Annotated in this window: 11 protein-coding genes and 3 pseudogenes; 2 read left to right on the forward strand and 12 right to left on the reverse strand. The window is 51.2% G+C overall.

The window, feature by feature from the left end; all coding sequences use genetic code 11:
- Positions 1 to 57 carry an IS1 family transposase gene (locus tag ABZJ92_RS12570; protein ID WP_003032489.1) on the forward strand — a complete coding sequence of 19 codons (57 nt, stop codon included), beginning with the start codon at positions 1 to 3 and terminating at the stop codon, positions 55 to 57.
- Positions 58 to 72: 15 nt separating this feature from the next.
- A pseudogene (locus ABZJ92_RS12575) lies at positions 73 to 834 on the forward strand (HNH endonuclease family protein); the annotation flags it as partial.
- Positions 835 to 902: 68 nt separating this feature from the next.
- On the opposite strand, the gene yjiA reads toward ABZJ92_RS12575, so the two are convergent.
- The 12 genes and pseudogenes from yjiA to hpaD all read right to left on the reverse strand — a co-directional run bounded on the left by yjiA (position 903) and on the right by hpaD (position 13,148).
- Positions 903 to 1,859 carry a GTPase gene (gene yjiA / locus ABZJ92_RS12580; RefSeq protein ID WP_005053801.1) on the reverse strand — a complete coding sequence of 319 codons (957 nt, stop codon included), beginning with the start codon at positions 1,857 to 1,859 and terminating at the stop codon, positions 903 to 905.
- A 10-nt stretch (positions 1,860 to 1,869) separates the two neighbouring features.
- On the reverse strand, positions 1,870 to 2,073 hold the full coding sequence (locus tag ABZJ92_RS12585) for a YbdD/YjiX family protein (protein ID WP_000467859.1): 204 nt from the start codon (positions 2,071 to 2,073) through the stop codon (positions 1,870 to 1,872).
- 49 nt (positions 2,074 to 2,122) lie between these two features.
- Positions 2,123 to 4,273 (reverse strand): pyruvate/proton symporter BtsT, encoded by a 2,151-nt coding sequence (gene btsT, locus ABZJ92_RS12590; RefSeq protein WP_001298933.1) that lies wholly within the window; start codon positions 4,271 to 4,273, stop codon positions 2,123 to 2,125.
- Between the two features lie 392 nt (positions 4,274 to 4,665).
- On the reverse strand, positions 4,666 to 5,178 hold the full coding sequence (locus ABZJ92_RS12595; RefSeq protein WP_001175448.1) for a 4-hydroxyphenylacetate 3-monooxygenase reductase subunit: 513 nt from the start codon (positions 5,176 to 5,178) through the stop codon (positions 4,666 to 4,668).
- 17 nt (positions 5,179 to 5,195) lie between these two features.
- Positions 5,196 to 6,754: pseudogene (gene hpaB / locus ABZJ92_RS12600) on the reverse strand (4-hydroxyphenylacetate 3-monooxygenase, oxygenase component).
- Between the two features lie 226 nt (positions 6,755 to 6,980).
- Positions 6,981 to 7,837: pseudogene (locus ABZJ92_RS12605) on the reverse strand (MBL fold metallo-hydrolase).
- 107 nt (positions 7,838 to 7,944) lie between these two features.
- Complete coding sequence (hpaA, locus tag ABZJ92_RS12610) at positions 7,945 to 8,835, reverse strand: 4-hydroxyphenylacetate catabolism regulatory protein HpaA (RefSeq protein ID WP_000093495.1); 891 nt, start codon at positions 8,833 to 8,835, stop codon at positions 7,945 to 7,947.
- Positions 8,836 to 8,844: 9 nt separating this feature from the next.
- Positions 8,845 to 10,200 carry a 4-hydroxyphenylacetate permease gene (gene hpaX, locus ABZJ92_RS12615; RefSeq protein ID WP_000213781.1) on the reverse strand — a complete coding sequence of 452 codons (1,356 nt, stop codon included), beginning with the start codon at positions 10,198 to 10,200 and terminating at the stop codon, positions 8,845 to 8,847.
- A gap of 21 nt (positions 10,201 to 10,221) precedes the next feature.
- The gene (gene hpaI, locus ABZJ92_RS12620; protein ID WP_000431715.1) at positions 10,222 to 11,025 is read right to left on the reverse strand and encodes a 4-hydroxy-2-oxoheptanedioate aldolase; all 804 of its coding nucleotides are present in this window, start codon (positions 11,023 to 11,025) and stop codon (positions 10,222 to 10,224) included.
- Positions 11,026 to 11,035: 10 nt separating this feature from the next.
- Complete coding sequence (gene hpaH / locus ABZJ92_RS12625; protein WP_000459757.1) at positions 11,036 to 11,839, reverse strand: 2-oxo-hept-4-ene-1,7-dioate hydratase; 804 nt, start codon at positions 11,837 to 11,839, stop codon at positions 11,036 to 11,038.
- A 67-nt stretch (positions 11,840 to 11,906) separates the two neighbouring features.
- Positions 11,907 to 12,287, reverse strand: a complete 381-nt coding sequence (locus ABZJ92_RS12630; protein WP_001119868.1) for a 5-carboxymethyl-2-hydroxymuconate Delta-isomerase — start codon at positions 12,285 to 12,287, stop codon at positions 11,907 to 11,909.
- A gap of 9 nt (positions 12,288 to 12,296) precedes the next feature.
- Positions 12,297 to 13,148, reverse strand: coding sequence for a 3,4-dihydroxyphenylacetate 2,3-dioxygenase (gene hpaD, locus ABZJ92_RS12635; RefSeq protein WP_000516996.1), 852 nt, complete (start codon positions 13,146 to 13,148; stop codon positions 12,297 to 12,299).

Raw genomic sequence — 13,148 nt, forward strand, 5'->3', positions numbered from 1 at the left:
GTGGAGCTGCATGACAAGGTCATCGGGCATTATCTGAACATAAAACACTATCAGTAAGTTGGAGTCATTACCAAAAATTATACTAAGATTTTAGAGAATGATTTTGAACACCCTTCAATACGACGAAAAATAGCATCGCTAAGTAATTTAGGGGTAGATGAGTGGATTCCTCCGGTTATGGCATTCATGAATCGAATGGCTCGTACAGAAGATTTTAATTTAGATGATTTTTCTCAATTTATTACCGCCTTTGAGAAGGTATATATGCATGGGTGGTTAAAAAAACAAATTAAAAGCCAAAGAGAAATGGTTTGTTATTCTGCTCTGGTAGCAATAAATAATGATATGCCTTTTGATTCTGTGATAAATCAGATAAACCAACATGCAGATAATTCAGGTTTTATAGCTGCTCTGGATGAAGATTTATATGAGCCTCGTCCGAATCAAGTGAACTTAATAAAAGCAATTTTGCTTCGCTTAGATATGGAGCAACAAGATGAGAGCGTGATTAAAACCTATACGGGGAGAATCACAATTGAGCATATTCTTCCTCAAGCATTAGTTAATGAATACTGGATTAATAGATTCCAACCTCAAGAGCATGTCTACTGGCTGCATAAAATAGGTAATTTAACACTCATAAGTGGTTCCAAAAATTCTGAAACACAACACTATGATTTTATCAAAAAGAAATCTATTTATGAGAAACTTAATAGTAAAAGCTCTTTTTATTTAACAAAAGATGTTTGTAATTCTTCAGAATGGGGATTGGCTGAACTGAAAATGAGACATGAAAAAATGAAAACGCAATTGAAGAAGCTTTGGTTGGTCTGACATATCTAAAGAGTTCCACTCGTAATAATGTTGCGGTGGAACTCTCAAAAAGTTGATCTTTCCCGAACTTACTTCCTCAATCCCGCAAACGCCGCCCGAATCTCTTCCTCCGGCAACTGAATCCCGATAAACACCATTGTGCTATGCGGTTTTTCATCGCCCCACGGCCTGTCCCAGTCGGCGCTGTAGAGGCGCTGGACGCCCTGGAACAGCAGGCGGTTAGGTTCGCCGTCAATCCACAGCATCCCTTTGTAACGCAGCAGTTTATCCGCCGATTCCAGCAGCAGGTTTTCCATCACGCGGGAAACTTCGCTGATATCTACCGGGTAATCCAGTTCCACCACAATTGACGAAATATCGTTTTGTTTATCCGCGATAAAGTGGAAACGCGGTTTGGTGCTGACGACGTTCTCTTCCAGCATAAAACCGTTGGTGTTGAACAGCAGGCCCAGGTCGATGTCGCCGTGGGTGACGGTGTAGACCGGTGCGCGGGCGTTGATGCGCGCCAGGCGTTCACGCAGTTTCTCTGCTTCGCCTGCGACGTCGGTTTTAGTCAGCAGAATACGGTCGGCGTAGCCCACCTGGGACTGGGCGATGGTGAACTGGTTCATCTGCTCATCGGCATGTACCGCATCCACCAGCGCAATCACGCCGTCCAGCAGGTAGAGCTGGCATAAAATCTCATGGGAGAAAAAGGTCTGAATAATCGGGCCGGGATCGGCCATGCCGGTGCATTCAATCACCAGACGATCGAACTGAATATTGCCCTTGTCGAGATTATCCAGCAGGTCGAGTAGTGCGTCCTCCAGCTCGTTGGAGCGCGAACAGCAGATGCAGCCGTTGGTCAGCGTTTTGATCTGCGTGGCGCGGTCGCCAATCAGTTGGTCATCAACGGAGACTTCGCCGAATTCGTTTTCAATCACGGCAATCTTGTAGCCGTGTTGTTCGTTAAGAATATGGCGCAGCAGGGTAGTTTTGCCCGCGCCTAAAAAACCGGTGAGTAGGGTAACTGCAATCGGGTTCATGCTCTCTCCATTAACAACAGCGCATACCGCCTTTACCATCGCCGCCGTAGCGCGCGTTCTGGCGTTCGCGGAAGAATTCTTCATAGCTCATGTACGGCTTGTCGGGATGGTTGGTCTTCATATGCTCGACGTAGTTGTCGTAGTCTGGAATACCAATCAACATCTTCGCCGCCTGGCCGAGATATTTTTTTGCCTGTCCTAAGTTACCAAACATAGTTCACTCTGATAAGAACAAAGCCCCGCCGAAGCGGGGCTAAACACGGTTAGTGGTGCGAAGAGATCTTCACGCCGCCTTCCGGGATTGGAACGTACGGTGTTTCTTTGTCAGTACGTTTGTCGCTGTTACGCACCGCAAGCCAGGTTTTGAAACCGTAGAAGATGATGCTGTACACCACAATCAGGAACAGAATACTCAGGCCTGCGTTGGTGTAGTTGTTCACAACGATGTGGTTCATGTTGGCAATCTGCTGCGCCGTCAGGTCAGTACCGTTAGCAATCTTCTCTTTGTACTGGCTTGCCATGTAGAAGAAGCCTTCCATCTGCGGGTTGGTGCTGAACAGTTTCAGACCCAGCGCCCAGGTGGTGCAGATAAGCAGCCATACAGCCGGAACAACAGTTACCCAGATGTATTGGGTGCGCTTCATCTTAATCAGCACAACGGTGCCCAGTACCAGCGCTACGGCTGCCAGCATCTGGTTGGAGATACCGAACAGCGGCCACAGGCTCTTAACGCCGCCCAGCGGATCGACCACGCCCTGATACAGCAGGTAGCCCCACAGACCCACACAGCCCGCAGTACCGATGATACCGGCAACCAGAGAGTCGGTTTTTTTCAGGAACGGGATGAAGTTACCCAGCAGGTCTTGCAGCATAAAGCGGCCAGAACGGGTACCCGCATCCAGCGCGGTCAGGATGAACAGGGCTTCGAACAGAATACCGAAGTGATACCAGAAGCCCATGTCAGCCATCGGCAGCACTTTGTGGAACACGTGAGCGATACCTACCGCCAGCGTCGGCGCACCACCTGCACGGTTCAGGACAGAAGGCTCACCAATGTCTTTCGCGGTTTGCAGGATCTGCTCTGGCGAAATCACGAAGCCCCAGGAGCTGACGGTCGCTGCCGCGTGTGCGGTAACGTCTTTCAGCTGCGCCATGATGATCGGCGCGTTCTCGCCACCCATTTCATGCAGGTTAGGCATGGTGATGCCAAGGCCAGCAGGCGGGGTGTTCATCGCGAAGTAAAGACCCGGTTCGATGATGGACGCTGCAACCAGCGCCATAATCGCCACGAAGGACTCCATCAGCATTGCGCCGTAGCCAATGAAACGCGCGTCGGTTTCGTTAGCCAGCAGTTTCGGCGTCGTACCGGAAGAGATCAGCGCGTGGAAGCCAGATACCGCACCACAGGCGATGGTGATGAACAGGAACGGGAACAGAGCGCCTTTCCACAGCGGGCCAGTACCGTCAATGTACTGGGTCATCGCAGGCATTTTCAGTTCCGGGTTCAGCACCACGATACCCAGCGCCAGGCCGACGATAACGCCGATTTTCAGGAAGGTTGCCAGATAGTCGCGCGGTGCGAGGATCAGCCACACCGGCAGCAGTGCGGAAACAAACGCATAGCCAATCAGCGCGAAGGTAATGGTGGTGTCTTTAAAGGTCAGTGCCGGACCCCAGTACGGATCGTGAGCAATCACGCCACCGAAGTAGATAGAGGCAACCAGCAGCACGATACCAATAACAGAGACTTCACCCACACGCCCCGGACGGATAAAGCGCATGTAGATACCCATAAACAGCGCAATCGGTACGGTTGAGCAAACGGTGAAGACACCCCACGGACTTTCGGCCAGGGCTTTAACCACAATCAGCGCCAGAACGGCGAGGATGATGATCATGATTAAGAAACAGCCAAACAGCGCGATAGTCCCCGGTACTGGCCCCATCTCTTCTTTGATCATCTCACCGAGAGATGCGCCGTTACGGCGAGAGGAGATAAACAGCACCATAAAGTCCTGTACCGCACCGGCCAGCACTACCCCCGCCAGCAGCCACAGCGTGCCAGGCAGGTAGCCCATCTGCGCGGCGAGAACCGGTCCCACCAGCGGACCAGCACCGGCGATAGCGGCGAAGTGGTGACCAAACAACACGTAACGGTTGGTCGGAACGTAGTTCAGACCGTCGTTGTTAATAACCGCAGGCGTCGCGCGCGTGGGGTCGAGTTTCATCACCTTCTGGGCGATGTACAGACTGTAGTAGCGATACGCCACCAGATACACCGACACAGAGGCGACCACGATCCACAGGGCGCTGACGTGCTCCCCCCGACGTAATGCAACTACCGCGAGGCAGAATGCACCGATGATTCCGAGAATCACCCAGGGTATGTGCTTGAATAGTTTTTTCGTATCCATAGTAAAACCTGGCATTTTACTCGTCGTCTTTTGGCTTACAGGTGCGGCAGCTGCGTTCGTTCACCTCTGACACTTACTTTTGTAAGCTCCCGGGGATTCACTCACTTGCTGCCTTCCTGCAAACCAAAATCCATAGAGTAATTTGTTAATCATAGGCCGAAGCCGTTCTAGGTTTGCGTTGCGTTTGAGGAGGTAAATTGACCGCTATCCTGCAGTGATGTTGCCAGAGATACGTGCGCGTAAAGTAAGGTAAATAACTGAGTGGTTATTTTAGGGATGTAAGCGGTCAGGAATGGCGGTGAGCGGTTGGGCAAGAATTATTCATCGGGTAGATATGTGATTGAGATCACAATAAAAATGCCCCTTCGACGAATGCGTGAAGGGGCTGGAGCTTAAATCGCAGCTTCCATTTCCAGCATCACCGGATGGAAACGGCGTTTAAAGTAAATAAGTCCGTGACCTTCTGCACTGAGGATGATGTTTTTAATCTCCACCAGATACACCAGATGTGTGCCAATCGCCTGCACATCGCGGATCTCTCCTTCAAGACTGGCCAGCGAACCTTTTAGCACCGGCTGCGCCAGCGGACCTTTTTGCCAGCATGAGAGGCTAAAACGCTCTTCCATCGCCATGCCTGTCATGCCCGCGAAGTGGCGCGCCATCAGTTCCTGCTCATGGTTGAGGACGTTGACGCACAACTTGCCGTTGCCCTGAAAAACCGGGTTCATCGCACTGTTGGCGTTAATGCACACCATCAGCGACGGTGGTGTATCCGTGACCGAGCAGACAGCCGTTGCCGTAATCCCGCATTGTCCGGCGTCGCCCTCGGTGGTGATAATATTTACCGCTGCCGACAGGCTGGCCATCGCGTCATGAAAGCGCAGGCGTTGTTCATCTAATTGCATCTTAACCTCCTGCTGCGTTATTTCAGCAGCTTATCCAGCATGTTGATATCGTCGTTGTTGTGCAGGTGCGGCACAGTCCAGCCGTTCTGGTCGTATTCCGACAGGCAGCGATCAACCATCGCCATCATCTTGTCCATATTGCCGGAGCTTTGTGCCTGGCGCAGACATTGCAGGCGAATCTCATCCTGGCTACCGGAGTAGTTGATTTCATACAGCTCGTGACGACCACCAAATTCGCTGCCAATGGCGTCCCACATCAGTTTGAGGATCTTGATGCGCTGGACGTGATCCATACCGTTCGAACCGCGCACATACTTCGCCAGATACTGGTCGATCTGCGGATTGTTCAGGTCACGGGCACTGGAAGGGAGGTAGATCAGGCCACTGGTAACGTTGCGTTCTATAATGTTTTTGATCTTCGCGTAGGCCATTGGTGCCAGTACGCGATAGGTTTGCAGTGCGGCATGATCCGGTAAATAAGCCCCGTTGACCCACGGCGTCGCTTCTGAACACATCGAGTCACTCAATGCCCAGAAGGTGTTGCGCCACGCCACCACTTCACCGAGATCGGCCTGCACACCACGGAACTCCAGGGTGCCGGTACATTCGAGTGATTTTTTCAGCAGTGCCGTAATGAAGTCGAGTTTCACTGCCAGGCGCACACAGGCTTGCAGCGGATACATACGGGCGAAACCGCCTTCCATCGTCCAGCGACGGCAGCGATCAAAATCGCGGTAGATCAGCACGTTTTCCCATGGGATCAGTACGTTATCCATCACCAGAATCGCATCGTTCTCATCGAAGCGGCTGGAGAGCGGGTAGTCGTATGGCGAGCCGGTAGCACCCGCGACCATCTCATAAGAGGCGCGGGAGATTAATTTCACGCCATCGGCATCCATTGGCGCAACGAACATCAGTGCGAAGTCCGGGTTTTCGCCCATCACTTGTGCCGAGCCGAAGCCAATCATGTTGTAGTGAGTCAGCGCCGAGTTGGTGGCAACCACTTTCGCACCGCTGACGATAATCCCGGCGTCAGTCTCTTTTTCCAGCTTGATGTAAACGTCTTTCACTTTATCGGTCGGCAAATGACGATCGGTGGGTTAACAATCGCGTGGTTAAAGTAGAGGCCAGTTTCCTGAATACGGGTATACCAGTTACGGGCGTTCTGCTCGAACTGACCGTAAAAGCCCGGATTCGCGCCCAGTGCGCAACCGAAAGCGGCTTTGTAGTCTGGGGTACGGCCCATCCAGCCATAGCTCAGGCGTGACCATTCAGCGATGGCGTCGCGTTGCTGGCGCAGGTCGTCGGCACTTTTCGCCACGCGGAAGAATTTATGGGTATAGCCGCCGCTGCCGGTGTCGGTGTTCCAACACAGAGAGTCCTGCATCTCCGGTTTGTGCAGCGCGTCGTACAGTTGGGCAACAGACGCTGCCGCATTACGAAATGCCGGATGAGTGGTGACGTCTTTCACTCGCTCGCCATAGATATAGATCTCGCGACCATCCTGCAGGCTTTTCAGATACTCTTCCCCGGTGAAAGGACGTTGGGTACTGGCGCGGAAATCTTCTGGTTTCATGTCGACCTCTACAGTATTAATCGGAATACGATTGTTAATTTTGTGTGTTGTTTTTGTTATTTAATTGAAGCGTTGAACGCGGTTGTCGGGAAGAGACGTTTCAGGCGAACGTTGGTACTTTTCGACAGCAAGGTGGAGTTAAATAGTAAACTGCGATCGTGATCAACTTACAGTAAGGCAAATCATAATATTCCCCGCTAACAAGGGCTAACGGGGACGGAATTTTTTATGGGGCGAATGGAATGGTAATCGTCATATTTTCATGACCAACGACGATAGGACCTGAATAGTTTTCTGTGCTTCTTGCTTCCATGTTTCATCCGGAACGGTGATTGGTACCAGGTGGCTAAGGATGAGTTTTTTCACTTTTGCTTCATTGGCAATTTTGCCTACATCCTCAATAGTCGTATGGTGAGAAGCAATGGCTTTTGCCAGTGTTTTACCATTGCCAATACTGTCTGCCAGCTTAGCGACGGAGGGCTCATGTACGGCCTCATGCACAAGTATATCAGCGCCTTCTGAGAAAGTTGCCAGTGGGGGAAAGTACGAGGTATCTCCTGAGAAGACAATTCGCTTGCCTTGTGTGTCGAAGCGATAAGCAAAAGCCTCACCGTCAGGGAAAGGAGAATGAGGGACCTTTAATGCAGTCACGGTCACGGTATCATCTTTATAAACTACGCCTTCACCAACATCTTGAGCTGTAACGAGTTTGCGAGGATCGGGTTTTCCTTCTTCTTCCATACGCAGTGTGATGTCCCGATCGAAGACCTGCCAACTGGCAGCGGTCATGGCTCGGGTGCCTGGCGGACCGAATACATGAATAGTTTTGTCCTGCAGACCGCTAGCCCATGCATTCATTAAGACTGATGGATAGTCCAGAATATGATCACTGTGTAAATGGGTGAGTAAAATATTATCAATCTGGCGCAGTGGAATATTATTTTTTACCAGTTGTAAGCTGGCCCCGTAACCAGCATCAATTAACCAGGTTTTATTGCCAATAATAAGTGCCGTTGCCATCGGTAAACGGTCAGCTTTTAATAAAGAAGGGCCACCTTTCGTTCCAAGTAGTACAATTTTCATTTATTGCGGTTCGGAGGCGTAGGTGAATGCCACTGGCGCAATCAGGCACGCCACAAATAGTGAGCGTAAAGATATTTTCATGTCGAGTCTCTCAGGTTGATAAATGGTCAGCGACCACGGAATTGTGTTGGTGAGCAACCCATCATTCGGTTGAAAAAACGGGCGAAATAGGCGGGATCTTTGTAGCCAAGATCAAGGGCTATCTGATTGATGCTTTGCTCGCTATAGAGCAGAAGCCGTCTGGCTTCCCGGCTCACTCGTTCGAAAATCAATCTCTTCGGCGATTGATTGGCAAAACGTCGGCACAGCTCGGTAAGCCGTGATTCACTCATACCGAGCATTGTTGCATATTCAGGGACCATTAAATGTTGGCGATAATTTTCGTCAATCAGCCGATTAAACTTCTGGAATAAACACATCTCGCCGCGCACGCTGCATGTTGAAATATCATTTGGTGGTGCTTCACGCAGTAGGATTGTAAAAATACTTTGCGCCAGTGATTGCAATAGAATTTCCCGTCCTTGCTTATTTTGTTGAAACTCCAGGGATATTATCGGCCAATAATGATTTAATGCCGCCAGTGTATGTTCCATTCCCTCCAGTGACAGACAGATACCTTGTAGCATTGCGGCATCTCCACTACCAGGCCAGAGCTTTTCTACCAGGGGCCAAATTAACTCCTGACGTACGGTCAGAACATGCCCATCGCTATCAGGATCAGTAAAGAAAGTATGTGGCACCGATGGTGGTGTTAGTACAAAAAGCGGTGCGCGCACAGAATAGAAGTGCTCATCCAGTTGTAAAGTAATGCGTCCAGTGACCAGATAATGGAGTTGAAAATATCTATCGTGCCAGTGAGGGCGCATATCGCGTCCAAAGAAATTCGCTAACCGGGCAAATGTTTCATAATGCACATCTTCACCAGCGTAGCGGGCATCATATTCCCGGACCAAATCAATATTTTCATAACCATGTTCAAAGATAGCTTCACTGGACATCATGACTCCTTATTGCGGTTTTGGTGCGATAAGTTCAGATGAAAGAGAGTGTTCCCGACTCCCCATAGGGATTCGGGTCATGACTAACGCGCCCAGTACCAGCAATCCTGCTACAAACCACAAACCTGAGCTAAAACTGCCGGTTGCATCTTTCAAAATACCGATAAGTAATGGACTGACTGCTGAACCTACATTGCCGACAGCATTGATGACAGCCATCGCAACGGCACGCGATTGCAAGCTTATAACTTGATCCGGTGTTGTCCAAAAGATAGTCATCGCGGTAAATGATCCCATTGAGGCCATAATGATGCTGCTCAGTTGAATGAGGCTGTGATCTGTCGCAGAAGCGAGTAACCATCCGGCAGCGGCAAACAGGTAGGGAAGAATCGTATGCTTTTTGCGTTCTTTAAGACGGTCGGAACGACGACTCCACCAGATCATGCCAAAAATTGTGCAGAATTGGGGGATGGCCGCCAGCAAACCAATCATGATGTTGCTACTGCCAGTATTGAAACTCTGTAGGATTTGCGGCGTCCAGATATTAATCGCACTCAGAGTATTAGTCGGGCAAAAATAAGCAAGTGTATATAGCATGATGGCTGGGGTCAGGACTTCACGTAAGGTTGAGCGTGGAACAGATGCATGGGCAAATGCACTCTCTTGTTCACGGAGAATCATCGTTTTTAAAGCCTGTTTTTCGTTTTCATCAAGCCAGGTCGCCTGGTCTGGTGTGTCGTTGAGATAAAACCAGGTGACGACACCAAGAATGACCGATGGCAGACCTTCCAGCAAAAAGAGCCATTGCCAGCCTTTTAGATTCCACAGTCCATCCAAGGCCAGAATGTAGCCTGAAAGGATCAATCCCAGCATCATAGTGACTGGCATCGCTATCATAAATAAGGCATTGGCTCTGGCCCGATGATATGCCGGGAACCACCAGGTCAGATAAACCAAAATACCAGGTAAAAAACCCGCCTCAGCAATACCAACCAGCATACGCAGTAGATAGAGTGTTTCGGGGCTTGTTGCAAACATTGTGCAGGTGGAAGCAATTCCCCAGACCACCATGATCCCAGCGATCCATCGACGAGCGCCAATTTTCGCTAACATCATATTACTGGGGATCCCGCACATGACGTACGTGACATAAAAGAGTGTTGCGGCGAGGCCAAACATTGTGGACGTCAGGCCAAGATCCTTGCCCATTGTCAGTCCGGCAAATCCTATATTGATGCGATCAAGAAACGAAAAAACAAACAGAATAAAAAGAAAAATGATTAGGCGACGAAATAATTTATTAATGACACGATGTTCAATTTCAACAGTTTTATTATCTTTATATTGCAGGGTAGAGGTCGTCATGATGCGCTCCACATCGTACGTTTAGTAGACAGAGTTGTTGTTTTGCTTCGCCATCGAAATAGAAGAACTATTACCAAACCGTGCTGCCAGCGCTTCGGCGGCGCGGGCGAGCAGGGTGGTGTCAACGCCGACGGCGACAAACAGCGCGCCCAGTTCCAGATAGCGTTTTGCCAGTTGCTCATTGGCGATCAGGATCCCCGGCGCTTTGCCCGCTTCGCGGATCTGCACGATCGCCTGCTCAATGGCGGCCTGTACTTCCGGGTGCTGCGGATTACCGGCATAACCCATATCGGCGCTCAGATCCGCCGGGCCGATAAACACGCCGTCGACCCCTTCCACGTCCAGAATCTGCGGTAAGTTCTTCATTGCCTCACGCGTTTCGATCTGCACCAGCACGCACATTTGATCGTTGGCTTTTTGCAGGTAATCAGGAATGCGATTCCAGCGCGAGGCGCGAGCCAGCGCACTGCCCACACCGCGAATACCGGCGGGGGGATAACGGGTGGCGCGTACCGCTTTACGGGCTTCGTCGGCGTTTTGTACCATCGGCACCAGTAAGGTTTGTGTGCCTACGTCCAGCAGTTGTTTGATTTGCACCGGATCGTTCCACGATGGGCGTACCACTGGCTGGCTGGGGTAGGGCGCAATCGCCTGTAGTTGGGTGAGCACGGTTTGCACGTTATTCGGCGCGTGCTCACCGTCGATCAATAACCAGTCGAATCCTGGTCCGGCCAGTAACTCCGCGCTGTAGCTGCTGCTCAGCCCCAGCCATAATCCAATCTGCGGACGGCCTGCTTTCAGCGCCGCTTTAAAACTGTTTTCCATCGTTCTCTCCTTAAACAAAGCGGCAGCTAATGGAGCCCATGTTGCCGTAATCGACGTGGAAGGTGTCGCCCTTACGCGCCGGAACCGGGAGGGTGAACGAACCACCGAGAATGATTTGCCCGGTTTCCAGTTGTACGTCATACGGTGCGAGTTTGTTCGCCAGCCAGGCCACGCCGTTTGCCGGATGATTCAGCACACCAGCGGCGACGCCGGTTTCTTCAATCACGCCATTGCGATACATCAGGGCGGAGATCCAACGCAGATCCAGTTCGTCTGGTTTGATCGGACGACCTCCGAGGATCACTCCGGCGTTGGCGGCGTTATCGGAAATGGTGTCGAATACTTTGCGCGGGCGCTGGGTTTCCGGATCGATGTTGTGGCAGCGAGCGTCGATCAGCTCCAGCGCCGGGATCACATAGTCCGTGGCGTTGTAAACGTCGAACAGCGTGCAGTTTGGCCCACGCAGCGGTTTTGCCAGCACAAAAGCCAGCTCCACTTCAATGCGCGGCACGATAAAGCGATCGGTCGGGATATCGCTGCCATCGTGGAAGAACATGTCGTCCAGCAGTGCACCGTAATCCGGTTCGCTGATCTGCGAGCTTGCCTGCATCGCTTTCGAGGTCAGACCGATTTTGTGGCCTTTCAGCGTGCGACTTTCGGCGATTTTCAGGCGAACCCATTCGCGCTGCACGGCGTAGGCGTCTTCGATGGTGATCTCCGGGTAATCCAGCGAGATCGCGCGGATCTGTTCGCGCTGTTTTTCTGCCTGATCCAGACGCTGGGCGATCAGGGTGTGGGTGTGTTTATCGAACATAGCGATATCCTGTGGCATTGCCGGATGCGGCAGCGCCTTATCATCCGGCCTGGAAGCTGGTGCAAATTTATTTAAACAACGCGTGTACGTTGTTCTGTTTGAAATTCAACGTCGGGTGCAGCTCTGCAATCTCAAATGAAAGCGCTAGGTAACGGCTCTCCATCAGTGAGGCGAAGTGCGTTTTAATCAGATCAAACAGCATTTCGCCCACTTCCTGACGGCTTTCCAGACTGCGTCCGCTGCCGATTTTTAGCGTCATATGCACAAAGGCGTAATCGTGCTTGCCATCAGCCATTTGCCAGGTATCGATCCAGTGCGCCCGGCTACGTATTCCCCCAAGCGGAAAAATCCCCGTTGCCGCCAGTGCAGTGTTAACACTGGCAAACAGCTCAGGTAAGCGGGCTTCTTCACGAATATTTTCAGTACATTCCACGATAAAGTGCGGCATAAAACGTCCTTACGCGGGCAGCGGGAAAACAGCGTTAACCTGACCGGTGCCAGAGCTTGGGAACAGCTCGGTAATAAACTCCACCTTGCCGTCGTATTTATCCCAGCCGAGCATCCCCAGCAGCATCACCGTGTCGTGCATATTGCCTTCGCCGTAGCAGTAGTCGGCGTACTCCGGCAGCATATTGCAAAACTCTTTGAACTGGCCTTCGCGCCACAGCTTCACCACACGCTCGTCCATCTGGCGGTCGAACTCGCGGGTGTAGCTGTTCATCCCTTCTTCCGCACGCTGATCGTCAATAAAGCGGTGCGATAACGAACCGCTGGCAAGGACCGCCACGGTGCCGTCGTACTGTTCGATCGCTTTCAGAATCGCTTCGCCCAGCTTGCGGCTGTCGGCAAAATCGTGAACCGTGCAGAAAGCCGAAATGGAGACCACTTTGAAGTGCTTGTCTTCATTCATGTAGCGCATCGGTACCAGCGTGCCGTATTCCAGTTTCAGGCTGGGAATATTGTGCGCTTTTGCCCGCACGCCGAGCTTTAAGGCTTCCTCGGCAATTAGCTGCCCCAACTCCGGGTTGCCCTCGTAGTTGTAGGTCATGTCGCGAATAAAATGCGGCAGCTCGTTGCTGGTGTAGACGCCTTCAAAATGGTCTGCACAGTTGATGTGATAAGCACTGTTGACCAGCCAGTGAGTATCGAAAACGATAATGGTATCGACGCCCATTTCCCGGCAACGCTTGCTGATCTCTTTATGCCCGTCGATCGCACCCTGGCGACAACCGTGGTTTTTTCCTGGTAGTTCAGAGAGATACATCGACGGTACGTGCGTGATCTTGGCGGCTAACGCTAACTTACCCAT

The organism is Shigella sp. FJ200513, from assembly GCF_040495915.1.
Lineage (GTDB): Bacteria > Pseudomonadota > Gammaproteobacteria > Enterobacterales > Enterobacteriaceae > ECMA0423.

Bases quoted from the DNA above. Each gene is read 5' to 3' on its own strand.
- yjiA (WP_005053801.1), bottom strand. From the start codon at position 1,859: ATGAACCCGATTGCAGTTACCCTACTCACCGGTTTTTTAGGCGCGGGC.
- ABZJ92_RS12585 (WP_000467859.1), bottom strand. From the start codon at position 2,073: ATGTTTGGTAACTTAGGACAGGCAAAAAAATATCTCGGCCAGGCGGCG.
- btsT (WP_001298933.1), bottom strand. From the start codon at position 4,273: ATGGATACGAAAAAACTATTCAAGCACATACCCTGGGTGATTCTCGGA.
- ABZJ92_RS12595 (WP_001175448.1), bottom strand. From the start codon at position 5,178: ATGCAATTAGATGAACAACGCCTGCGCTTTCATGACGCGATGGCCAGC.
- hpaA (WP_000093495.1), bottom strand. From the start codon at position 8,835: ATGTCCAGTGAAGCTATCTTTGAACATGGTTATGAAAATATTGATTTG.
- hpaX (WP_000213781.1), bottom strand. From the start codon at position 10,200: ATGACGACCTCTACCCTGCAATATAAAGATAATAAAACTGTTGAAATT.
- hpaI (WP_000431715.1), bottom strand. From the start codon at position 11,025: ATGGAAAACAGTTTTAAAGCGGCGCTGAAAGCAGGCCGTCCGCAGATT.
- hpaH (WP_000459757.1), bottom strand. From the start codon at position 11,839: ATGTTCGATAAACACACCCACACCCTGATCGCCCAGCGTCTGGATCAG.
- ABZJ92_RS12630 (WP_001119868.1), bottom strand. From the start codon at position 12,287: ATGCCGCACTTTATCGTGGAATGTACTGAAAATATTCGTGAAGAAGCC.
- hpaD (WP_000516996.1), bottom strand. From the start codon at position 13,148: ATGGGTAAGTTAGCGTTAGCCGCCAAGATCACGCACGTACCGTCGATG.